This window comes from Microbacterium sp. A93 (genome assembly GCF_051842835.1).
Genome location: NZ_JBPXMT010000006.1, coordinates 220,835 through 243,451, shown reverse-complemented (window position 1 = coordinate 243,451; position 22,617 = coordinate 220,835). Strand labels below are relative to the sequence as shown.

At 70.5% G+C, this 22,617-nt stretch carries 15 protein-coding genes, 1 tRNA gene and 1 pseudogene; 5 read left to right on the top strand and 12 right to left on the bottom strand.

Annotated features, from left to right (window positions below; genetic code table 11):
• Window positions 1-90: 90 nt before the first annotated feature.
• The gene (locus tag ACSU1G_RS16800) at window positions 91-1,935 is read left to right on the top strand and encodes a bifunctional 3'-5' exonuclease/DNA polymerase (protein WP_439281109.1); all 1,845 of its coding nucleotides are present in this window, start codon (window positions 91-93) and stop codon (window positions 1,933-1,935) included.
• A gap of 33 nt (window positions 1,936-1,968) precedes the next feature.
• Here ACSU1G_RS16800 and ACSU1G_RS16795 read toward each other — a convergent pair whose 3' ends face one another.
• Window positions 1,969-3,114, bottom strand: coding sequence for an acyl-CoA dehydrogenase family protein (locus ACSU1G_RS16795; protein ID WP_439281108.1), 1,146 nt, complete (start codon window positions 3,112-3,114; stop codon window positions 1,969-1,971).
• A 133-nt stretch (window positions 3,115-3,247) separates the two neighbouring features.
• A complete protein-coding gene (locus ACSU1G_RS16790; RefSeq protein ID WP_439281107.1) occupies window positions 3,248-4,339 on the bottom strand; it encodes a tellurite resistance/C4-dicarboxylate transporter family protein in 1,092 nt (363 codons plus the stop codon).
• 232 nt (window positions 4,340-4,571) lie between these two features.
• Between ACSU1G_RS16790 and ACSU1G_RS16785 the strand changes: the two genes are divergently transcribed.
• Window positions 4,572-4,871, top strand: a complete 300-nt coding sequence (locus tag ACSU1G_RS16785; RefSeq protein ID WP_363356312.1) for a DUF4193 domain-containing protein — start codon at window positions 4,572-4,574, stop codon at window positions 4,869-4,871.
• A gap of 113 nt (window positions 4,872-4,984) precedes the next feature.
• Here the strand turns inward: ACSU1G_RS16785 and ACSU1G_RS16780 are convergent, their stop codons facing one another.
• Complete coding sequence (locus tag ACSU1G_RS16780) at window positions 4,985-7,237, bottom strand: transglycosylase domain-containing protein (protein WP_439281106.1); 2,253 nt, start codon at window positions 7,235-7,237, stop codon at window positions 4,985-4,987.
• 35 nt (window positions 7,238-7,272) lie between these two features.
• Window positions 7,273-7,713, bottom strand: a complete 441-nt coding sequence (locus tag ACSU1G_RS16775) for a nuclear transport factor 2 family protein (protein WP_439281105.1) — start codon at window positions 7,711-7,713, stop codon at window positions 7,273-7,275.
• A gap of 148 nt (window positions 7,714-7,861) precedes the next feature.
• On the opposite strand from ACSU1G_RS16775, the gene ACSU1G_RS16770 reads away from it, so the two are divergent.
• Window positions 7,862-8,536, top strand: a complete 675-nt coding sequence (locus ACSU1G_RS16770) for a GNAT family N-acetyltransferase (protein ID WP_439281104.1) — start codon at window positions 7,862-7,864, stop codon at window positions 8,534-8,536.
• Here the strand turns inward: ACSU1G_RS16770 and ACSU1G_RS16765 are convergent.
• Complete coding sequence (locus tag ACSU1G_RS16765) at window positions 8,514-9,881, bottom strand: Na+/H+ antiporter family protein (RefSeq protein WP_439281103.1); 1,368 nt, start codon at window positions 9,879-9,881, stop codon at window positions 8,514-8,516. The genes ACSU1G_RS16770 and ACSU1G_RS16765 overlap by 23 nt on opposite strands.
• Before the next feature lie 165 nt (window positions 9,882-10,046).
• On the opposite strand from ACSU1G_RS16765, the gene ACSU1G_RS16760 reads away from it, so the two are divergent.
• Window positions 10,047-10,670, top strand: coding sequence for a hypothetical protein (locus tag ACSU1G_RS16760; protein WP_439281102.1), 624 nt, complete (start codon window positions 10,047-10,049; stop codon window positions 10,668-10,670).
• A gap of 2 nt (window positions 10,671-10,672) precedes the next feature.
• Here ACSU1G_RS16760 and selB read toward each other — a convergent pair whose 3' ends face one another.
• From selB to ACSU1G_RS16745, 3 genes are all read right to left on the bottom strand, one after another.
• Window positions 10,673-12,511, bottom strand: a complete 1,839-nt coding sequence (gene selB / locus ACSU1G_RS16755; protein WP_439281101.1) for a selenocysteine-specific translation elongation factor — start codon at window positions 12,509-12,511, stop codon at window positions 10,673-10,675.
• Window position 12,512: 1 nt separating this feature from the next.
• The gene (gene selA / locus ACSU1G_RS16750) at window positions 12,513-13,904 is read right to left on the bottom strand and encodes an L-seryl-tRNA(Sec) selenium transferase (protein WP_439281100.1); all 1,392 of its coding nucleotides are present in this window, start codon (window positions 13,902-13,904) and stop codon (window positions 12,513-12,515) included.
• Window positions 13,905-13,947: 43 nt separating this feature from the next.
• Window positions 13,948-14,043, bottom strand: a tRNA-Sec gene (locus ACSU1G_RS16745).
• Window positions 14,044-14,112: 69 nt separating this feature from the next.
• Between ACSU1G_RS16745 and selD the strand changes: the two genes are divergently transcribed.
• The gene (gene selD, locus ACSU1G_RS16740; RefSeq protein WP_439281099.1) at window positions 14,113-15,135 is read left to right on the top strand and encodes a selenide, water dikinase SelD; all 1,023 of its coding nucleotides are present in this window, start codon (window positions 14,113-14,115) and stop codon (window positions 15,133-15,135) included.
• On the opposite strand, the gene ACSU1G_RS16735 is transcribed toward selD, so the two are convergent.
• From ACSU1G_RS16735 to fdh, 4 genes and pseudogenes are all read right to left on the bottom strand, one after another.
• A complete protein-coding gene (locus ACSU1G_RS16735) occupies window positions 15,092-16,552 on the bottom strand; it encodes a sugar porter family MFS transporter (protein ID WP_439281098.1) in 1,461 nt (486 codons plus the stop codon). The two genes, selD and ACSU1G_RS16735, sit on opposite strands and share 44 nt — an antisense overlap.
• Before the next feature lie 100 nt (window positions 16,553-16,652).
• Entirely contained in the window at window positions 16,653-17,831 is a 1,179-nt protein-coding gene (gene nrfD / locus ACSU1G_RS16730) for an NrfD/PsrC family molybdoenzyme membrane anchor subunit (protein ID WP_439281097.1), read from the bottom strand.
• Window positions 17,828-19,051: a 4Fe-4S dicluster domain-containing protein gene (locus ACSU1G_RS16725; protein WP_439281096.1), complete on the bottom strand. Its 1,224-nt coding sequence runs from the start codon at window positions 19,049-19,051 to the stop codon at window positions 17,828-17,830. Before ACSU1G_RS16725 ends, nrfD begins: the two co-directional genes overlap by 4 nt.
• 171 nt (window positions 19,052-19,222) lie before the next feature.
• A pseudogene (gene fdh / locus ACSU1G_RS16720) lies at window positions 19,223-22,582 on the bottom strand (formate dehydrogenase); the annotation flags it as partial.
• Between the last annotated feature and the right edge of the window lie 35 nt (window positions 22,583-22,617).

The window sequence follows — 22,617 nt, the reverse complement described above, 5'->3', positions numbered from 1 at the left end:
CCGAACCGGCGGATCTGAACCGGCTGGTCTGAACCGGCGGCTCTGAACCGGCCGGTCGGGATGGATCAGCCGGTCGGGTTGAATGGGAGGATGCACATCGTCCTCGGCCCGGCTCCGGTCCAAGCATCCGGGCCGGCAGATCTGTGGCTCCCGGTCGTGCTCCGCGAGGGCCGGGTGGAACAGCTCGAGCCGGTCCCGGCCACAGCACTTCCTGACCTGGTCCGCGACCTGCCGCGTCGGCTCGGAACCGACCCGGACACCGTGCGCTGGGTCTTCGCCTCGGTGGCCGCCGGGTACCGCCCCCTGCTGGAGGCCGGGGTCCAGATCAGCCGGTGCTGGGACCTGGGACTGTGCCAACGCATCCTGTCCACCGCATCCGCATCCGCAGCCGCATCCGGGTCGGGATCCGGCTCCGGATCCGGATCCGACCACGCTCTCACGTACTCCCCCGCCGTGGACGTGCCCGTGGCGGAGCCCGAACCGTGGGTTCGGGAGCAACCTGCGGTACGTCTCGACCAGGGGACGTTCTTCGATCTGCCCACCGCCGGCCGTCGGCAGCAGGACACTCCTCATGCCGTGGACCTGGCGCGCGAGCTGACGGCCCAGCTGGATGCGGTGGCCCGATCCCGGAACCCGCACCGGCTGAAACTGCTGCTGGCCGCTGAATCCCAGGGGGCCCTGATCGCAGCTGAGATCCTGCAGGAGGGCCTGCCCTGGCGCAGGGACCTGCACGAGGCCATGCTCGCGGAGAGCCTCGGCCCGCGTCCCGCCGAGGGACAGCGGCCCCGACTGCTCCAGGACCTGGCGGAACGGATCGGCGCCACGCTCGGGGTCCCCGGGCTCAATCCGGACTCGACCCAAGACCTGTTGCGCGGCCTGAACCTCGCCGGCATCCGCGTATCCTCCACCCGGGCGTGGGACCTCAAGGCGTGGGCTGCCGAGGGTGGGCCCGATGCGCCCCGGCGGACCGAGCTGATCTCCGGCGTCCTCGAGTACAAACGCCTCTACCGTCTCTGGACGGCCAACGGCTGGCATTGGCTGGACGAATGGGTGCAGGAGGGCCGATTCCACCCCGCCTACTCCGTGGGCGGCGTGGTGACCGGACGGTGGGCCGCCCACGGAGGCGGTGCCATGCAGATCCCCGCCGCCGTCCGGGACGCCGTCCGCGCCGACCCGGGCCACCTGCTGACGGTGGCCGACGCCTCCCAGGTGGAGCCGCGCATCCTGGCGGCGATGTCCGGGGACCGCGCCCTCGCCGAGGCTGGATCCGGTCACGACCTCTACCTGGCGGTCGCCGAACAGGGCCGGCGTGCCGGATCTGAGCTGGCCGAACGCTCCCGGGCGAAGGTCGCCCTCCTGGGCGCGATGTACGGGGCGACGACGGGCGACTCGGCCGCGCTGATCCCGCACCTGCGCCGGTTGTACCCGCACGCCATGGGACTCCTCGAGCAGGCCGCACAGCGCGGCGAGTCAGGAGGGCAGGTGGCCACGTGGCTGGGACGCACGTCCCCGGCACCGGGCCAGCAGTGGCTGGCCACCTCCGCCGATGTCTCCACGGCCGAGGCCGAGGCGCGGTCGCGCACGGCGCGACGATCCGCCGGACGGTTCACCCGCAACTTCATCATCCAGGGGACTGCCGCCGAATGGGCCCTGTGTTGGATGGGCGAGATCCGCCGCCGCCTGCGTCTGGGGGCCGGTCCGGACGCCGGGGCTGGTGCCGGCCAGGGCGCCGGCCAGGGCACCGCACTGCAGACCCGCCTGGTGTTCTTCGTCCACGACGAGGTGGTGCTGCACGGACCGGCCGGGGAGGCCGACGCCGTCCGACGGATCGTCACCGAGGCGGCACAGGCCTCCGGCCGGATGCTGTTCGGGGCCGCGCCGGTGGAGTTCCCGCTCTCCGTGATGGCTGTCGAGTCCTACGCCGGAGGCCAGTGACCGACGGAGGCCAGTGACCGGCGGAGCCGAGGCTCAGAGCCCCAGGTCGCGCCCGATGAGTTCCTTCATGATCTCGTTGGAACCGGCCCAGATCTTGTTGACGCGGGCATCCTTCCAGGCGCGGGCCACGCGGTACTCGTTCATGTAGCCATACCCGCCGTGCAGCTGCACGCAGTGGTCCAGCACCTCGTTCTGCATATCCGAGGCCCAGTACTTGGCCTTGGCGGCGTCCACGGCGGACAGCTCGCCGGCGGTGTGGGCCATGATGGCGTCATCGAGGAAGGACTGGGTGACCTCGACCTTGGTGAAGAGCTCGGCCAGCAGGAACTTGTTGTGCTGGAAGGCGCCGATGGACTGGCCGAAGGCCTTGCGGTCCTTGGTGTACTGGAGGGTCTCGTCCAGGATCTGCCGGGCATGGGCCAAGCCGTAGACGGCGGCGCCCAGACGCTCCTGCGGCAGGTTCTTCATCATCTGGATGAACCCGGTGTCCACCTGGCCGATGATGTTCTCGCTGGGGACGCGCAGGTCCGTGAAGAACAGCTCGGAGGTGTCGGATTCCGGCTGGCCCACCTTGTCCAGCTTCCGGCCACGTTCAAAGCCCTCCATGCCGGCCTCCACCCCGAACAGGGTGATGCCCTTGGCCTTCTTCTCCGGGCTGGTGCGAGCGGCGACCACCACCAGATCAGCCGAGAAGCCGTTGGTGATGAAGGTCTTGGAGCCGTTGATGACCCAGTCATCCCCGTCCCGCACGGCGGTCGTCTTGAGGTTGGCCAGGTCGGAGCCTCCGGACGGTTCCGTCATGGCGATGGCCGTCACGGTCGAGCCGTCCGCCACCCCGGGGAGCCAGCGGGCGTGCTGCTCGGGGGTGCCCAGGTCCACGATGTACGGCGGCACGATGTCCGCGTCGATCCCCACGCAGGAGGCGACGGCGAAGCTGGCCTTGGCCAGCTCCTCGAACACCACGGCGTTGAAGCGGTAGTCCTGCGGGTAACCGCCGCCGTGCTCCTCCGGGACTTCGAGGCCCAGCAGGCCCTGCTGACCGGCCTGCAGCCAGAACTCACGCGGCAGCGCCTTGGCCTCGGCCCAGGCCTCGAGGTTCGGGGTGACCTGGCGGGTGACGAACTCCGCCACGGCATCGCGGAAGTCTTCGTGTTCGGTCTCAAAGATGCGGCGGCGCACGTCGGGGTCCTTCCGGGACGGTGGGGGCCAGATCCTCCTGGCCTGTCTCTCGCCGACTCAGACTCAGACTCTGACCGAGTCGGCTGCAACGACCTCTGACGGCCGCTCAACACCGACTCTACTCGTCAGTAGCTTAGGAATCGAGGCCCGGGTCCCCGGGTGCCACCGGCCCGTCGTCCACCCGTGGTCTCACGGCGGTGACCCAGGACCACACCATCGCCCCGCAGGCCACGGCCCAGGCTCCCATCCCCACCCAGATCCACTGCTCGCCGATCCACGCGACGATCGGCAGCCGGTCCGCCCGCCCCAGGTACATCCCGGCCACGGCGTACATCCCCAGCGGGAAGACGATGCTCCACCACGTGGGGTTGTAGACCAGGGGCACCTTCTTCACCCCGTGGCGCCAGATGCCCCCGGCCACCAGCGCGGGGATGAGCCACGTCGCGAAACACCACAGCACCACGGCCACGCCCGCCACCAGTCCGCGGACCGCGTCCACCATCGGGGTGCTGTGCATCTCCACGATGCGTGAACCGGCCACGATCGTGATCGCCAGGGCCCCCATGGACACCCAGTAGGGCGGCGTGAAGTCCTCGGGTTCCAGCGGGAACGCGAGCATCCGGTAGACCACGAGGATCGCCACCGCCACGTACAACGCCAGGCCGACCGACCAGGCGAAGACGGCCAGGACGGCCAGCCCCTCGCGGAAGCCCGCCACCTGGGGCTCGAGGGTCGCGGACACCACGGCCACCGACTGGCTGGCCACCACCCAGATGAACCAGGTCCCGTTGGCCGCCGGGGTCACCGGCCGCTCCGAGCGTCCCAGCACGGCCGCCCAGGGGATCGAATAGCCCAGCACCAGCCAGCTCACGGAACCGATCACCAGCAGGACGGAGGCCGCACCGAAGGCCCCGAAACCGGCCAACGCCGAGGCCACCACATTGACCGCCGCCACGAACGTGAAGGCCAGGAAGGCCTGCGCAGAATCATGCAGGTCCGCCTCCAGCGCGTCCCGGAAGGCCAGGAACCGCCAGACATTCAGCCCCACCAGGACCACGAGCCCGACGCCGGCCACCACCAGGAAGGCGATGGAGAGCCAGTCCCAGCCCCGCTGGGAGGCGCCGATGGACAGGATCCCCGTGCCCATCACGAAGGCGAAGTACCCCGGGGACAGGTTCTGGGGCGAGATCCGTTTGAGGTGCGGGGCCGGTGCAAGGGTGCTCACGCCTTCGATGGTAGAACGAGTGCCGCGTTGGCCACCGCACCTGAGGGGTTCCGACGTCATGCACCCGGCCGCCCGACGAAGCCGCTGGCGGGAATAGAGCGTTCAGTCCCCGTGTTATCCGCGGTCCAAGGGGCAACCAGGTTCTCCGGCATCGTCGGGGATCCACGGAGGAATCCAGGCCCCGACAGCGGGGCGATCCCCCGCGTGAATCATGTATTGGAGCGTGCAACCCATGGCCACTGATTTCGACACTCCGCGTCAGGACGCGGAAGAGACCACCGACGGTTCGATCGAAGAGCTGAAGAACCGCCGCACCGACACGCAGTCGCCCGTGGTGGATGAGGATGAGACCGCAGCGGCGGAGGGATTCGAGCTACCCGGGGCAGACCTCTCCGGCGAGGAGCTGACCGTCAAGGTGCTACCGGCGCAGCAGGACGAGTTCACCTGCGCCTCGTGCTTCCTGGTCCGGCACCGATCCCAGGTGGCCCGGGTCAAGGACGGCCTGCAGTACTGCACCGACTGCGAGGGCTGACGCCCCGGCCGGTGGCCACGCCCCGGCTGGTGGCCACGCTCCGGACGGCGGCCGGATCGCCGCGGAGCGCCCCGTCCAGCCTGTCCAGACGCTTCCAGCCCGCCCGGACCAGGTCACGGAGCCGTCGACGGGCCTGAATCCGACGGGGTGTCGGCGTTCGGGTTGTCCGGGGTGGACTCGGCGGCATCACCGGGACGTTCCGGCTCATTGCCGGGTTCCGTGCCGTCACCGCCCGTGGCGTAGCGGTCCCGGGAGCCGGGATCCTCGAACGGGGAATCCCGCGGTGTCCGGAACTCCTCGGCGGGATGGGACTGCGCGGTCTTGCCCATGTAGTCGAACCACTGCGGTCCGGCCAGGGTGCTGCCCCAGAAGTCCTCGTGCTTGGTTCCCTTGATGGGCACGTCCGCGAGCGTCTTCAGCCCCGTGTAGTTGCCCACCCAGCTCGCGGTGGCCAGGCCCGAGGTGTAACCGATGTACCAGGTGGAGGACTGGGAGTTGTTGGTACCCGTCTTGCCCCCCATGGGCAGCTCCTGCACCGAGTCGGGCTGACCGGCCTCCTCCGCATTGCGGTGGGCGATGTTCGTCAGCGACTCGTTCAGCTGGGCGACCACCTCGGGGTCCACCGCCCGCTCACACCGGGGAGCGCCGACGTCGTACTCCTTGCCGTTGGTGTCCTTGACGGAGAGCAGGGACCGCGGGGCGCAGTACTCGCCGTCGTTCGCGAAGGCGGCGTAGGCGGCGGCCTGGGTCATGGGGGCGAACTCCTCGGAACCGAGGATGAAGGACGGGTTGGCCGGGTTCAACGGCTTGCCGTCATCCGCCCGATGCACGCCGAGCCGGGTGGACACGTCCGTGATGTCACACAGATCCAGCTCCTCGGCCATGTTGACCATGACCGTGTTGATGGACCAGTAGAGCCCGAAGTCAGCGGTCATCTCGCGCTTCATGTCATCGATGACATTGTTGACCTTCCACCCGTTCTCGTCCGGGATGGCGACGGACCCGCCCTCCAGGCAGGAGGCCTTGAATTCCGAGCCCTGGCGCCAATGGTCCTGGGAGGCGTCCACCATGTCATACATGGAACGCCCGCTCTCCAGCCAGGCGGCGGCCACATAGGGCTTGAGCGAGGACCCGCCCTGGAAGCCGTTCCCCCCGCCTTGGGCGGCATCCACGTTGAGGTTCAACATGGTGTTCCCGGCGTCCGTATCCTCCTCGGGGTCGTACCTGGTGTTCTGCGCCATCGCCTTGATGTTGCCCGTTCCCGGCTCCACCGTGACCAGGGTGGCGCCAGCACCGGAGGCGTCGCCGGCGGGGACCGTCTTCTCCACGGACTGCTGGGCGTGACCCTGCAAGCCGGTGTCCAGCGTGGTGGTGATCTCCAGACCGCCGCGGTTCAGCAACTGCTCGCGGGACTCCACGTCCGGACCGAAGGCCTCGTTCGCGAGGACCTCGTGCGTGACGAAGTCACAGAAGTACGGGGCCTGGGAGGCGGAGATGCAGCCGGTGGATTCCCGGTGGATGTCCAGATCCAGCCCCGCCTCGGTGGCCTGGTCATGTTCCTGCTGGGTGATCTTGTCCTGCGCCAGCATGGAGTCCAGCACGATGTTGCGCCGTTCCACCGAGGCCTCGGGGTTCGTCTCCGGGTTGTAGCCGTTCGGGGACTTCACGATCCCGGCCAGGGTGGCCGCCTGGGCGATGTCCAGCTCTGCGGCCGGGACGCCCCAGTAGTACTGGGCGGCGGCCTCCACGCCGTAGTTGCGACCGCCGAACAGCACGATGTTCAGATAGCCCTCGAGGATGTCCTCCTTGGACAGGTCCTGCTCCACGGAGACCGCGAGCTTCATCTCCTTGAGCTTGTCCGCATAGGTCTTGGTGCCGGAGATGGTCAGCCGCTCCTCACCGCGCAGCATGTCAGCATTGATGAGCATGTTGTTGACGTACTGCTGGGTGATCGTGGAGGCGCCCTGCTGGGACCCCGACGAGGCGTTGCTGACCAGGGCACGTCCCACCCCCTGGGGGTCCACCCCGCCGTGTTCGTAGAAGCGCTCATCCTCGATCGCGACGATCGCGTCCTGCATGGTCGGGCTGATCCGGTCCAGTTCCACGGGCTGGCGGTTCTCCGCATAGAACGTGGCCAACTCCGTGCCGTCCTCGGCCAGGATGCGGGAGGGCACGCTCACGGGCTCCTCGCGCAACTCCGCCGGGAACTCCTCGATCATCTTCTGGCCGGTCGCCGCCGTGGCGCCGCCCGTGACCGCCAGCGGCAGGAACAACCCCGCCACCAGAAGGCCCGCCAGGGCACTGACCCCGAGGAAGGCGAGGATCTTTCCGGCCGTGGTGGACGTCGCTCTGCGGACAAAACTCATTCGAGTCACGTTGTCAGGAGTTCCTGAACGAAACCTCAACGTCTGATCGGCGGCGCCGCCGGGGGCCAGGGCGCGCCCTTCACCACATAGGCGCGCACCTGGGCGATCCGTCCTGTCGCCGCGGCGGCCGAGGTGAACCGGACCATCACGGACAGGCTGGTGGACCCGGCCTCGTAGGAGCCGGCATGGCTGCCCGCCCCCTGGCCGGAGAAGGTCAGGGTGGCATCACAGGCGGCGAACCGGCCGTGGGAGATGGTGGTGTGGATGGCGAGCGTGTCCGGGCGTACCTCAGGCAGGGTCTGCAGCACGGACCGGCGCCCCTGATAGGTGGCACCGCCCACCACGTTCCATTCGACGTCCTCTGCCAGCCAGGCCGAGACGGCGTCCCGGTCCCCCCTCGCCCACGCCACGAGGACGTCATTCACGATGCCGATGCGCGGGGCGTTGCCACAGTCTGCGGGTAACCGGATCTCCATGGGCCCACTATGGCATCGGGATGCGGGCGGCGACAGGTCCTGCGCCACCGAGCTCGAGCACTCCACCGCACTCCGTTGCCCCCGGTCAGCTCTGGACACGGCCGTCCTTCCGTCACAGTCTTGAGGGACGACGAGAGGGCCCACAGCCATGTCCACCACCACCGCCCCGGACGTCACCACGGAGTCCGTCTGGGAGACCCATCCGGTCACGCCGGACCGCTTCGAGGACTTCGCCGACGTCATCAATGCCAACCGCCGGGACAAGCACTGCTGGTGCCTGTCCCACCGCCTGCGAGCCCCCGAGATCGAGGAACTCGGCGGAGGCGATCGCCAGGCGGCCATGCGGCGGCTCAGCGAGCGGGAGAACCCTCCCGGGGTCGTCACCTACCGGGACGGTCTCCCCGTGGGCTGGTGCAGCATCGGACCCCGCGCCGAGATCCCCCTGCTGGCCGCCTCGAAGCTCATCCGTCCGATCGACGAGGTCCCGGTCTGGAGCATCATCTGCGTGGTGGTGCGCTCCGGATACCGCCGGCAGGGCGTCACCACACGGATGCTCGAGGGCGCCGTGGCCTACGCCGCGTCCCGTGGTGCCCCGGCCGTCGAGGCCCACCCGGTGGACCCCGAGGGTCGCATGGACCTGACCATGGCGTTCGTGGGGACCCGGGCGATGTTCGAGAACGTCGGCTTCCGGGTGGTGGGCACCACGGACGCGAAGGCCAGCAGGTTGCCCCGGCTGGTCATGCGCCGGGACCTTCGCCGATCACGGGCCCCGGAGACCTCCGGCCGCCCCGCAGGGCCCCCTACAGCACCATCGCGGCGATGATCCCGCCGAAGAACAGCGGGATGTTGAAGTGTACGAAGGTGGGCACGCAGGTGTCCCAGATGTGGTGGTGCTGGCCGTCCACGTTCAGCCCCGAGGTGGGGCCGAGCGTCGAGTCCGAGGCGGGTGAGCCGGCATCACCGATGGCGCCCGCCGCACCCACCAGGGCCGCGGTGGCCAGCGGGGAGAACCCGACGGCGGCGCACAGCGGCACGAAGATCGCGGCCAGAATCGGGATGGTGCCGAAGGAGGAGCCGATGCCGATCGTCACGAGCAGGCCCACCGTCATCATCACCACGGCGGCCAGCAGCTGGCTGTCCCCGATCCATCCCGTCGCCGTGACCACGAGCGATTCGACGGCGCCGGTCTCCGTGAGCACGGAGGCATAGCCCGAGGCCACCAGCATGATGAAGGCGATGGTGCCCATCATCGTCACGCCACCGTGGGCCAGCTCATCCGAGGCCCGCCACCTCTCGCCGCGGAAGATGAAGATGATCAGCACCCCGCCCAGCGCGGCGATGACCAGGGAGCCGAACACCAGCTGGAGCACCAGGGTGACGGCGAGCGCGATCAGCACCACGATGTGCTGACGCGTCCAGCGGGTGTCGGTTCCGGTAGCGCTGCCCGTCCCCCCGGTCCGGGAGCCGCCGGAGGCACCAGAGGTGCCGGCCGCGCCGACGGCCGCCATCCCGAGGTTCGGTGCGGTGTCCCGGTACTCGCGCGGACGGCGGTAGGTCACGAGGATCGCGATGACGAGACCCACCACCATGGTGGCCACCGGGATGGCCATGGCCAGCGGGATCTGGGCGAGCTCGATCTGCATGCCGTAGGTGGTCATCTCCCCCACGATGATGTTCTGGAAGATCAGGCCGAAACCGAGCGGGATCAGCATGTAGGGCGCCTTGAGGCCGAAGGTCAGCGCGGTGGCCACGGCCCGGCGGTCCATCTTCATCCGGTTGAAGACCGTCAGCAGCGGCGGGATGAGGATCGGGATGAAGGCGATGTGGACCGGGACCAGGTTCTGGGAGAAGCAGGCCAGCCCGGCGATGCCGAACAGCGTCATGGCCCGCTTGCCCTGGATCCGCGGCAGGATCCAGCGGATGAGCTTCTCGGTGATGCCGGAGCGGGCCACCATGACCGAGAGGATGCCGAGCAGGATGTAGCTCAGCGCGGTCTCCCCCTGCCCGCCCAGCCCGCCGACGAGCGTGGACATGGTGTCCTCGATGCTCAGCCCGGACATCAGACCGGCCACCAGGGCCGCGATGAGCAGGGCGACGATGACGTTGACCCTGGCCAGGCTGAGGGCGGCGAGCACCACGACGGAGACGACGACGGGATTCAGGAGCACGGCGGTGATGACCTCGGTTTCCGGTGGGGTGAAGGCACGATATGGGCCCCCAAGAGTGTACCGGCGGGGCCCATCCACCACTCCACAGGTCACCGGTCGGCTCGACCTGTCCCCACCGGGCTGCTTCCCGGCCCCCGCCCGACGGGATGGCCTCAGAGTGAGGACATGACAGACGTGGACGACAGACCCCCACCCCCCTTTCGCCACAAGCAGCCGTGGACGGAACTGGACCTCGCCGCGGCCATGGAAGCTGTCCGTGAGGACTGCCCTCTGGAAGACATCGCGGAGCGGATCGGCCGCACCCCCATGGTCCTCCGGAACCAACTACGCCGGATGCTGCCCGCCGACGAACGTCGTCTCCGGGCGGATCTGATCCAGGCCCGCCTGCGGCAGCTCAATCGGGACGGCGACTACGACTGGTTGGCCGCCATGGCCCAGCAACCCACACCGGAGTGGACGCTGAGAGAACAGGCCCACCAGCGCAGCCTCGCGGCGCTCGTGGACGGCGCGCGTTCCGTCGGAGTGGGCGCGTTGTCCGACAACGACCTGATCATGCTGGCCACGGCCATCCTCGACAGCCAAGGCGGGTTCCCGACCGAGCTACGGCAGATTGTGTCGACGCTGATCCACGAGCGGGAGTTGGTCCACCAGCTCGACCGGTGGATGAGGGCGCGCAGCACACGAGCTCTGGAACTGTTGATGGCGGAGGCTGTTCGAGGACCTGACGATGAATGGCGCCGTTTCCCTCCGGATCCATACGACGAAGAGTTGGCCCCCTGGGAACGGTGAGGCTACCGGGCGACCTCACGGTGGCTGCTGTCCACCCGGCGTGTCCAGCCGCGGGCGTCGAGGTGTTCGAGCAGCGGGATCGCCACCCGCCGGGACGTGCCCAGCGCCTGCCGGGCCTGGCTGGTGGTGAACGGCTGCTCAAGCCGGGCCAGTTCCCGCATGGCCCGGGCCGGGGCCGTGGGCAACAGGACCACTCCCCCGTCCAGCCTCAGGATCCGGCCCGTCCGCTCGGCGGCGGCCAGCGCTTGGGGGCCCAGATCAAGAGTGGTGAGGTCATCCCCCTCCGGGGCGTCGAAGGGGTCCCGGGCCAGCCGCGACTCCACCGCCGCGATGGAGGCCTCCGCCGGACCGAGACCGCCTCCCCCGCCCGGCAGGACCACATAACCGCCGTCCAGTCCGAGTCCCGCCTCGGTGATGACGACGTCCAGCAACTCCGGATCAGCGCCGATGGCCTCGGCTGCGGCCCCCCGGCTCAGCCCCGCGGCCAGGGGGTCCCGCTCTGCTACGTCCTCCACGGCGGCCCGCAACCGGCTCGCCCAGCCGGCCAGGACCGGTTCGTGGACCCACCACGGTCCCACCGCACGGACGTCCGTCAGCTCGCCCTCATCCGCCGCAGCCCGGCCCTCAGTGCCCCCCGTGACCCCAGTGACCTCACCGACCTCCGTCACCAGGCCCAGCCGCCGCAAGACCTCGACCCGCACGGCGCCCCGACGCGCCACCTCAAGACGGGCGCTGCCCGTGCTCGGAACCGTCTCCAGGTAGGCCGCGTGTCGGGTGCCGTCACCACGGCGGTTCAGCGCCGGCGGATCCACGTCCAGCACGTGCGCCCCGCCGAAGACCGAGCGGCTGCCGGGATCCCGCAGCACGAGCCGGTCTCCGGGGATCAATGGGAGGGGACGGTCCAGGACCAGCCGCGCATGACGGGCGGAGAACGGCCGGACATGGGCGGAGACCGTGGCGGTGCCCACGTGCACCGTCAGCTCCCCCGGCGCCTGGGTCAGCTCGGTCCCGGTGGTGCGGCGGACGTCCACCACCTCGGCCAGCGGCCACGCGCCGGGCGTCACGAGGGCATCGCCGCGGTGGATCACCTCGGCGGGGATCCCGCGCAGGTTGACGGCCACCCGACGGGTCGGGCCCAGCGAGCCGTGGGCCTCGTTGCGACTGTGCAGGGCGCGCACCGTGACGGGCCGCGGGGCACCCTCGCCGAGCACCTCCAGGCGGTCTCCCTCAGCCAGGGTTCCCGCTGTCAGGGTGCCGGTGGCCACGGCACCGGCTCCCTTGACCGTGAACGAGCGGTCCACCCAGAACCGGACCCGCCCGCCCGCCGTGGGCTCGGGCAGCCCGGCCAGGACCCGGTCCAGTGCGGCGCGCAGCTCCGCCAGGCCTGCGCCGGTGGTGGCGGAGACGACGATGGCCGGGGCCTGGGCGAGCCCGGTCCCGGCCAGCTCGGTGCGGGTCTGGGCCAGCACGGCGTCCACCCGGTCCGGGGCCCGGTCCGCCTTGGTGACCACGATGATCCCGTGTCCCAGGCCCAGGGCGGCGAGGGCGTCACGGTGGTCGCCGGACTGGGCCTGCCACCCCTCGTCGGCGGCCACCACGAAGCACACGGCCGGGGCCGGTCCGAGCCCGGCGAGCATGTTGCCCAGGAAGCGCTCGTGCCCGGGCACATCCACGAACGCGACATCCCGGCCGGAGGGCAGCACGGTCCAGGCGAAGCCGAGGTCGATCGTCAGCCCGCGGCGCTTCTCCTCCGCCCAGCGGTCCGGTTCCATCCCGGTGAGGGCGCGGACCAGGGTGGACTTGCCGTGGTCCACGTGTCCCGCGGTGGCGACGACGTACACCTCAGTGGCCGCCGTCCGGGACAGGGGTGTCCGGGTGGGTGCCGCGCCGCGCCTGGGCCGCGCGGATCGCGTCGGCCAGCCGGCCGTCGTCGGGCTCGGGGATGCAGCGCAGATCCACCAGGCAGGCGCCGTCATGCACGCGGGGCAGTACGGCGGTCCGCCCGGTCCGCAGCAGGGGGGCCAGCTCCGCCGGCAACCGGACGGCCCAGCCGGCCAGGGGCACCCCGGGGGCTCCCCCGCCGCCGACGCGGCCCTCGTGGGCCACCACGGGCGCGCCCACCGCCGCGCCGAGGCGTTCGGCCCGCTCACGCAGCCGCTCCGGATCGGCGTGCAGGGCCCGGGACACCGGGGTGGGGCCACCGTCCAGGGTGGCCTCGAGGGCAGCCAGGGTGAGCTTGTCCGCACGCACCGCGCGGGCCAGAGGGTGCCGCGCGAGCCTCTGGATGACCGCAGCCCGGCCCAGCAGGATCCCGGCCTGCGGGCCGCCGAGCAGCTTGTCCCCGCTGGCGATCACGACGTCGGCCCCGGCCTCGAGCGCGCTCGTCAGGTCCGGCTCCTCCGGCAGGGCGGGGTCCGCGGTGAACAGCCCGCTGCCGACATCCACGATCAGCGGCAGGCCGTGTTCATCGGCGAGAGAGCGCAGCTGGTCAATCGGCACGGCCGAGGTGAAGCCGTCCACGCGGAAGTTGCTGGGGTGGACCTTCAACAGCCCGGCGGTCTCGAGGCCGAGGGCGCCGGCGTAGTCAGCGCGGTGGGTGCGGTTCGTGGTGCCGACCTCGCGCAGCCGCGCCCCCGTGGAGGTGATGAGGTCCGGCAGACGGAAGCCCGCGCCGATCTCCACGAGTTCCCCCCGGCTGACGATGAGTTCCCCGGTCCCGACGAGCGCCGTGGTGGCCAGGACGAGGGCGGCGGCCCCGTTGTTGACCACGAGGGCGTCCAGCCCACCGGGGACCTCGGCCGGGCAGGCGGCCAGCAGCGCCGCGCGGGCACCGGCCCCGCGCTTCGACCGCTGACCGGTGGACAGGTCCATCTCCACGTCCACATAACCGCTCGAGGCCACGAGCGCCTCCACGGCCGCCGCTGAGAGCGGCGCCCGGCCGAGATTGGTGTGGACCACCACGCCGGTGGCGTTGAGCACCGGATGCAGGGTGGTGGCCGTGCGGGCGGCGACGGCGGCGAGCACCTCGGCCTGGACCTCGTCCGGGGACAGCACTCCCCGGCGGGCACGGTCCTGGGACTCGCTGACCAGGCCGTGTAGGACAGTCCCGCTCAAGCGGTCCCGCGCCGCCACGAGCTCCGGCAGCGCCAGCAGGTCGTCCGTCCGGGGGATCCGGCGCCGGGGATCCCCGGCAGGCTCGGATTCCGACCCGGACTCCGTCAGCGCACTGGGCACGGGCCCTCCTTGTGGGCAGAGTTCTTGACTGCATCGGGACGTTTGGCGGAGGCGGACGGGAATCGAACCCGCCAGACCGAGATGCTCGGTCTCACCGGTTTTGAAGACCGGGGGGACCACCAGGACGCCAGACGCCTCCGTGCACGAAACTACCAGCAGCCCGGGCCCGTGGGCGGCGCGGGCTGTGGCACGCGGCTAGGGTGGCGTCATGGAGCCCACAGCAGCGACGACCACGGATGCCCGTGCGGACCTCACCCAGTTCAAGCTGACCCAGTACGGCCACGGCGGTGGCTGTGCCTGCAAGATCCCCCCCGGCGAACTCGAACAGGCTGTCCGAGGCCTGGGAGGACAGACGAATCCAGAGGTCATCGTCGGCCTGGACGACGGCGACGATGCCGCGGCCGTGCTCGTCCAGGACGGGCTGGCCGTGCTCTCCACCGCCGACTTCTTCACACCCATGGTGGATGACGCCTTCGACTGGGGACGCATCGCCGCCGCCAATGCCCTCTCGGACATCTACGCGATGGGTGGCACGCCCGTGGTGGCCATCAACCTGGTGGGCTGGCCCCGCGGGGTGCTGCCGATGGAACTGCTCGCCGAGGTGCTCCGCGGCGGGCTCGCCGTGGCACAGCTGGCCGGCATCCCCGTGATCGGCGGCCACACGATCGACAACCCGGAGCCGACCTATGGCATGGCCGTCACGGGCACCGCGCACCCGGAGAAGCTCCTGCGCAATGACGCCGCCCAGGCCGGCCTGCCCCTGACGCTCACCAAGCCCATCGGCGTCGGGCTGATGAACAACCGCCACAAGCAGACCGGCGAGGTATCCCAGGCCGCGGTGGATTCCATGGTCTCCCTGAACCGTGAGGCCGCGGCCGCCGCCCTGGCCGCCGGGGCCACCGCGGCCACCGACGTCACCGGGTTCGGACTGCTGGGGCACCTGCACAAGATGGCCCGGGCCTCCGGTGTCGGCGCCGTGATCGACCGTTCGGCCGTCCCCCTGATCGAGGGTGCCGCCGAGGCCTTGCGGGACGGCTACGTCTCCGGCGGGACCCGCCGCAACCTGGACTGGGTCCGCCCGCACGTCACTCCCGGTAGCGGGATCACCGAGGAGGACCTGTTGCTGCTGGCCGACGCGCAGACCTCCGGCGGGCTGCTGGTGGTCGGTGAGGTCCCCGGCTACCCGGTCATCGGTCAGACGGTGTCCGGCGCCGGGATCTCCGTACGCTGACCGTGTCCGTCATGTCCTCGAGCTCCCGGCCCTTCGTCTCCGGCACGAACCACCACACGAAGAGGAAGGACAGGCCGGCCATCACCGCGTAGAGCCCGTAGGCGAGGGTCAGCCCCACGTCCGCCAGCAGCGGGAACGTGGTGGACACGGCGAAGTTGGCCGCCCATTGCGCCGCCGCGGCCACGGCCAACGCCCCGGCACGGATGCGGTTGGGGAACATCTCCCCCAGCAGGACCCAGACGAGTGGGCCCCAGGTGGCGCCGAAGAAGACCACGAAGGCGTTGGCCGCCACGAGGGCCACCGTGGCCCAGGCCCCACCCAGCTCGGCGCTCGTGCTGCCGTCAGCGGCAGTGGTCATGGTCGCGAAGGAGAACGCCACGGCCATCAGGGCCAAGGAGAGTGCCATGCCCAGGGAACCGACCAGGAGCATGGGGCGCCGGCCGACCTTGTCCACCAGCAGGATCGCGATGATCGTCACCACGATGTTCGTGACCGAGGTGATCACCGTGATGGTCAGCGCATCGGATTCGCCGAAGCCGACGGAGCGCCAGAGCGTGGTGGAGTAGTAGAAGATCACGTTGATGCCCACGAACTGCTGGAACACCGAGAGGGCGATGCCGATCCACACGATCGGTTTCAGGCCCATGAGGGTCCCCCGCAGATCCCGCAGGGACTCGCGTTGCTCCGAGTCCAGGGTGTCCTTGATCTCCTGGATCTTCAGGTTGACCTGATCCACCCCGGTGAAGTCGTAGAGCACCTGGGCGGCCCGGTCCAGGTCCCCGCGAGCCACCAGGAACCGCGGTGACTCGGGCAGCCGGAACGCGAAGAGCCCGTAGGCCAGGGCGGGGACGGCCTCCGCCATGAACATCCACCGCCAGGCCTCCAGTCCCCACCAGTACGGTTCGGAGGCACTGCCGGCGAGGTTGACGAACAGCGCATCGGAGAGCAGGGCCACGAAGATGCCGGTGACGATGGCCAGCTGTTGCAGCGAGCCGAGCCGGCCGCGGACAGCGGCTGGGCTGACCTCGGCGATGTAGGCCGGGGCGATCACCGAGGCGGCCCCGACGCCGAGACCGCCGACCACCCGCCACGCGATCAGGTCCCAGACCCCGAAGGCCAGCCCGGATCCCAGCGCCGAGACGAGGAAGAGCACCGCGGCGATCAGCATGACCGGGACGCGGCCCAGGCGATTGGCCACGGGACCGGCGAACCAGGCCCCCAGGGCACAACCGATGAGTGCCGAGGACACGGCGAAACCGGTCAGCGCGGGGCCCAGGGCGAACTGCTCGGAGAGGGCGTCCACGGCCCCGTTGATGACCGAGGTATCGAAGCCGAACAGGAAGCCGCCCAGCGCGGCCGCGATGCAGATGCCGATGACGCGGTGGTTCAACCGGCTGGTGGGGTCTTTCGGGGTCATGGGATTCCTTCGACCGTTCCTTCGACCGTTCCCTCGAGAAACGGCGACGTTGCCCACACCTTACGCCCGGCATCCACCTCACCGGGGGACCTCACGGGCGTCAGCGGACGGTCGTGATCGAGTCGTCCGTGATGCCGGCCGCACGGCGGGCTGCCAGGCGCCGCCGCTGCGGCTCGACCGTGTACCTGGGGTCCAGCGCGGAGTCCTTGCCGGCGTAGAACACCCCGAAGCGGGTGAACGCGGAGGCCGTGAGGAGGGCGGCACCGGACAGGGCGGCCACTACCCGGTTCCGTCCCCCGAGCAGGGTGCCGACGCCGCCGGCGATCGCCAGCCGTTCGCTCCAGCGCATCAGCATCCCGGGGCGGCCGGTCTTCAACGGTTCCACGGCGACCGGGTCCATCCGGGCCTCCATGGTCCGGGTGGCCACCACATCCGCCACCGCCCCGAGCACCGCCAGGGTGCGTGCGGGAGCGGTCTCGCGCACCGGCGTGGTGATCATCGCCAGACCGGAGGCTGCGATGGAGGCGGAGCTGACGAAGACGAACGGCAGGTCCTCCTTCGCATCGTTCCACGTCGGCATGGCCGTGTCGGAGAGCAGCACCGCCGTGTACCCGGCCAGTGGCGCGCCCAGCAGGGCCGCCGCCCCACCGGCGGGGGCCTCCACCGCGCGCAACACCGCACGGAGCGGCCCCAGGGGCAGGACCTCGCCCGTCATCCGGTCCACCTCGGCGGCCGCGGCCACCCCGGCCCCGGTGCTGAAGCCGACCAGCACCCAGGAGCCCAGGCTCATCGGCGAGGTGAGCTTCACGGTGCGCATCATGTTCAGGAAACGCTCGGGCCGGCCGAGGTCAGCGATCAGGGCCACGGCCCCGATGCCGGCCGCTGCCAGGGCGCTGATCCTCGCGTTCCGGCGCAGCAACCCCCGGCCGGTCAGCTGGGCGCCGAAGGCCAGCAGGGAGGACCCGCCCGCGATGCCGCCGCAGACCAGGTAGGCCGCGACGCGCTCGTCCCACGGTGGGGCCTTGACGATGGGCCGGCCGTAGTAGGAGTCCGCCCCGGTGTCAGCTGCGGTGCGGGAGAACTCCGGTTCCGGCACCATGGCCATCTCGCGGCCACCGTCCGAGGTGGACGGGGCCAGTCCGCCCCGGCGCCTGCGACCCGTGGGGCGGGCGCCGGCCGAGGCACCGGATTCCCCAGCACCGGCGCCGGCAGCACGGTCGCGGCGGCGCCGACGCGGGTCCTCGGGCGGGCGGTAGCTGTCGAACTCGGAGGTCGTCACCGGCGGCCTCCCGCCAGGAACGCGACCCCTGCGGCAGCCACCATCCCGGCCATGGCGATCCCGGCGCGGGCGTACATCCGCGGCAGGTCCCGGGTGGGGACCCGGGGGTCCGGGGGCAGGCCGTAGACCTCGGGCTCATCGAGCAGCAGGAACACGGACCCGGTGCCACCGACACCGTCCTTCGGGTTGGCGCCGTAGAGGCGGGCCTCGGTGCGCCCCTGGGCGTGGAGTTGGGCGACCCGTTCCTGGGACCTGGCCAGCATGTCCGCGCGTTCACCGTACTGGATGGAGGTGGTGGGGCAGGCCTGGGCGCAGGCCGGGGTCTGGCCGTCCGTCATGCGGTCATAGCAGAGGGTGCATTTCTGGGCCACGCCGGTGTTCTTGTTCTTGCGCTTGGTCTTGCTCTCGTTCTTCGTCGGCTTCGTCGGCTTCGCCGGCTTCTCCGCGTGCACGCCCGGGGCCGGCGACCGGTCCGTCTTGGGCTGGGCGATACCGTCCGAGCGGCGCTCGATCACACCGAACGGGCATCCGGCCACACAGGTGCCGCAGCCGTTGCAGACGTCATCCTGGACCACCACGGTGCCGTGCTCCGTGCGGAACAGCGCCCCCGTGGGGCACACGTCCAGGCAACCGGCGTTGGTGCAGTGCTTGCAGACGTCCGAGGACATCAGCCAGCGGAACTCGGGGGTGTCCGGCGGGGTGGTGTCCACGGCGGAGGAGTCCACCGGGCCCCCCAGGGAGGACAGCACGTCCAGTCCGCCCAACTCGGGCGCCGGGGCCAGGCCCGCCGCACCGGAGCCGGCGGCACCGAGGGCACCGGAGAAGCCGCCGGCCGCATCGGAAGCCGGGCGGCCGGCGTCGTGCCCCGGACCGGTTTCTCCGGCGGCCCGGCGGATCCCGGGCATCCCGAGGCTGACCAGGGCGCGTCCCGAGGCACGGGCGGCCTCCACCTGCTGGCGGCCCTGTTCCACGAAGGCGACGTGGCGCCATGTGTCTGCGCCCAGGCCCTCCGAGTTGTCGAAGGAGGAGTTGGACAGGGCGAAGGTGGAGTCGACCGGGTTCCGGTTCCACTCCTTGCAGGCGACCTCGCAGGCCTTGCAGCCGATACAGATGGAGGTGTCCGTGAAGAAGCCCTTGCGGGACTCCGGGTGTGCGTAGTCGGCGTCCGCGGTCGGGTTGCCGTCCACGGCCGCGTCCGGCCCCTGGGTCAGGTGCACCATCTAGTCGTCCCTCCTCTGCTCGGTGGCCGGCCTGCTCGTCCCGGTTGTCGGCCTGATGTCCGGCCCCGCGCCCGGCACGGGGTCCGGCCCGGTCCGCGGCTCGGGTTGATCCGGGTGCCGCCTCGAGGACGTGACCGATTCCGGTGCCATCGGGTCGGCCTCCGGCCCGGCGTCCTCTCCGCTGCCCGTGACGCCCTCGTTGCCGCTGTCCACCGTCAGGCCGGCGCGCTGCTGGAACCCGGCCACGAAATCCAACAGCTCGGTGCCCCGCGGCCGGCGGCCCGGGACGATGTCACAGGCGCCGACCTTGGAGCCCTGGATGAGCACGTTGGGATCCAGTGTCACACCGATGAGGTCGTTCGCCGAGTCCCCGCTGACCACGGCGTTTCCGCCGACGCCCCAGTGATACGGCAGGCCGATCTGGTGCACGGTCTGCCCGCCGGCCCCGGCCGCCCCGCCGATCTGCAGGGGGCGCATGCGCTCGGTGACGAGCACCTTGGCTTCGATCGCGGCCCGCGGGGAGACGATGGTGGCCCAGCCGTAGGGTTCCAGCCCGCGCTCGGCGGCCAGCTCCGGGGAGACCTCGCAGAACATCTCCGGCTGGAGCTCGGCCAGGTAGGGCAGCCACCGGCTCATCCCGCCGGCGGTGTGGTGTTCGGTCAGCCGGTAGGTGGTGAACAGGAACGGATACACCTCGGAGCCGGGCTGGCCCGCGCTGGGCGCACTGTAGTTGTCCGAGCGCGGCATGGTGACCCGGGTCGGATTGTGCTGCTGCGTGTACATGGCGTTGGGCACCGGGGATTCCTGGGCCTCATAGTGCGTGGGCAGTGGCCCGTCCACCATGCCCTTCGGGGCGAACAGCCAGCCCTTGCCGTCCGCCTGCATGATGAAGGCGTCGTCCCCCGCCAGGGCTGCGGGGCCACCCGCGCCCGGCTCCGGACGCGTTCCGGGGGCCAGGTTGACGGGGAAGTCCGGGACGTCGTTGCCGACCCACGCGCCCTGCTCGGCATCCCACCAGACGAGCTTCTTGCGCTCGCTCCAGGGCTTGCCCTCCGGGTCCGCGGAAGCGCGGTTGTAGAGGATCCGGCGGTTGGCCGGCCACGCCCAGCCCCATTCGGAGCTCTGCGGCCCCGATCCCCCACCGGGCTGGCGGTCCGCGGCGTGGTTGACGCCGTCCGCGTAGACGCCCGTGTAGATCCAGCAGCCGCCCGCGGTGGAGCCGTCCGCCGTCATCTCGTTGAAGGTGGACAGGTGCTGGCCCTTCTTCGGACCGGAGACGTAGCGCCCGTTGATCTCCGCCAGCACCGCCTCGCCGTCCGGCTCCCCGTGCTCGTCCACCGGGTAGTCCCAGGTGAGGTCCAACAGCGGCCGGTCACGGGGGTCGGTGGAGTCCGCCAGGCGGGCCCGGATGCGGCGACCGACCTCATAGAAGAACTGCAGCTCACTCTGCGCGTCACCCGGTGGGGTGACGGCCTGATGCCGCCACTGCACGAGCCGCTGGGTCTGGGTGAAGGTGCCGGCCTTCTCCACGTGGTTGGCGGCCGGGAAGAAGAAGACCTCTGTCTCGATGTCCTCGGTCTTCAGCTCCCCGGTCTCGATCTCCGGTCCGTCCTTCCACCAGGTGGCGGACTCGATCAGCTGGAAGTCACGGACCACGAGCCACTTGAGGTTCGCCATGCCCATCCGCTGCATGCGCCCGTTGGCCGAGCCCACGGCGGGGTTCTGTCCGAGCAGGAAGTACCCCTCGACCTCCCCGGCGATCATGCCCTCCACCGACTGGTAGGTCCCGTGCGGTCCGGTCAGCCGCGGCAGGTAGCCGTAGCCCCAGTCGTTCTCCGCGGTGGCGGACTCCCCCCACCAGGCCTTGAGCAGGCTGATGGTGTAGGCGTCGGCGTTGGCCCAGTAGCCCTTCTGCTCCTTGGACGCGATCCCGTCCAGGTAGGTGCCCAGGTTCTCCTTCTCCACCGTGGGCATCGGCAGGTAGCCGGGCAGCAGGTTGAACAGGGTGGGGATGTCCGTGGAGCCCTGGATGGAGGCGTGGCCGCGCAAGGCCATGATGCCGCCGCCCGGGCGGCCCATGTTGCCCAGCAGCAGCTGCAGGATGGTGGCGGTGCGGATGTACTGGGCCCCCACCGTGTGCTGGGTCCAGCCGACGGCGTAGGCGAAGCAGGTGGTCTTCTCCCGACCGGAGTTCTCGGTGATGGCGCGGGCCATCACCTCGAAGTCCTCCACGCTGATGCCGCAGACGTCCCGCACCATCTCGGGGGTGTACCGGGCGTAGTGCCGCTTGAGGATCTGGAACACCGAGCGCGGGTGCTGCAGGGTCTCGTCCCGCCGCGGACGGCTCACGTCCAGCTCGGGCCCGCCCATGCCGTACTGGTCGCCCGCCGCCTCGGTGGTCTGTTCCGCGCCGTCCTGCTCGGCCGGCCCGTCCTGCGCGACGCCGGCCCCCTCGCCCGGGTGCCCGGCTGCGGAACCAGCGCCGTCACGCCCGGCCGCCGCGCCGCCATCGTCCCCTTCCGGTTCATAGGACCAGCTGGACATGTCATAGCCGCCGGTCTCCGGGTCGAAGCCGGAGAACAGCCCGTCCAGGTCCTCGGTGTCCCGGAAGTCCTTGTTGATGATCGAGGCGGCATTGGTGTAGGCGACCACGTACTCGTGGAACCAGTGCTCGTTCTCGATCACGTAGTTGATCAGGGCGCCGAGCAACACGATGTCCGAGCCGGCGCGGATCGGCACGTGCTGATCCGCCACCGCCGAGGTCCGGGAGAACCGGGGGTCGACGTGGAAGACCTTGGCGCCGCGGGCCTTGGCCTCCGTGACCCACTGGAAGCCCACGGGATGGGCCTCGGCCATGTTGGAGCCCTGGATGATGATGCAGTCGGCGTTGGCCATGTCCTGCAGCGATTGGGTGGCGCCGCCGCGCCCGAAGGAGGTCCCCAGACCGGGAACCGTGGCGGAGTGTCAAATACGGGCCTGGTTCTCGATCTGGATGGCCCCGGCCGCCGTGAAGAGTTTCTTGATCAGGTAGTTCTCTTCGTTGTCCAGGGTGGCCCCGCCGAGTGAGGCGATGCCCATGGTGCGGCCGAGGTGGCGGCCCTGGTCATCAACGTCCTGCCACTTGTTCTTCCGGGACTCGAGGAAGCGGTCCACCACCATCTCGGTGGCCGTCTCCACGTCCATCTCCTGCCAGTCCTTCGCGCGTGGGGCGCGGTACAGGACCGTGGTCTGCCGGGTGTCCGAGGTGACGAGTTGTTTGGATGCCGAGCCCTTGGGACACAGACGGCCGCGGGAGATCGGGGAATCCGGGTCCCCCTCGATCTGCACGACCTTCTCGTCTGAGACGAAGACCTTCTGCCCGCAGCCGACGGCGCAGTAGGGGCACACGCTCTGCACGGTCCGGTCCGCCGTGGTGGTGCGCGGGGTGATCTCGGTGGTCTTCTTCGAGACCACGGCCGAGCTGCGACCGAGGCGGTCGCCGTCCAGGAACTGCCGGATCACCGGCCATCCCAGGAAACTCGAGCGCGACATGGGACCCAGCCTAGACCACCTCAGGCCGCCTTGTC

Excerpts from the sequence above, each read along its gene's own strand:
- ACSU1G_RS16735 (WP_439281098.1), bottom strand. The coding sequence starts at position 16,552 with ATGACCCCGAAAGACCCCACCAGCCGGTTGAACCACCGCGTCATCGGC.
- ACSU1G_RS16775 (WP_439281105.1), bottom strand. The coding sequence starts at position 7,713 with ATGGAGATCCGGTTACCCGCAGACTGTGGCAACGCCCCGCGCATCGGC.
- ACSU1G_RS16785 (WP_363356312.1), top strand. The coding sequence starts at position 4,572 with ATGGCCACTGATTTCGACACTCCGCGTCAGGACGCGGAAGAGACCACC.
- ACSU1G_RS16800 (WP_439281109.1), top strand. The coding sequence starts at position 91 with ATGCACATCGTCCTCGGCCCGGCTCCGGTCCAAGCATCCGGGCCGGCA.
- ACSU1G_RS16725 (WP_439281096.1), bottom strand. The coding sequence starts at position 19,051 with ATGGTGCACCTGACCCAGGGGCCGGACGCGGCCGTGGACGGCAACCCG.
- selD (WP_439281099.1), top strand. The coding sequence starts at position 14,113 with ATGGAGCCCACAGCAGCGACGACCACGGATGCCCGTGCGGACCTCACC.
- ACSU1G_RS16770 (WP_439281104.1), top strand. The coding sequence starts at position 7,862 with ATGTCCACCACCACCGCCCCGGACGTCACCACGGAGTCCGTCTGGGAG.
- ACSU1G_RS16780 (WP_439281106.1), bottom strand. The coding sequence starts at position 7,237 with ATGAGTTTTGTCCGCAGAGCGACGTCCACCACGGCCGGAAAGATCCTC.
- ACSU1G_RS16760 (WP_439281102.1), top strand. The coding sequence starts at position 10,047 with ATGACAGACGTGGACGACAGACCCCCACCCCCCTTTCGCCACAAGCAG.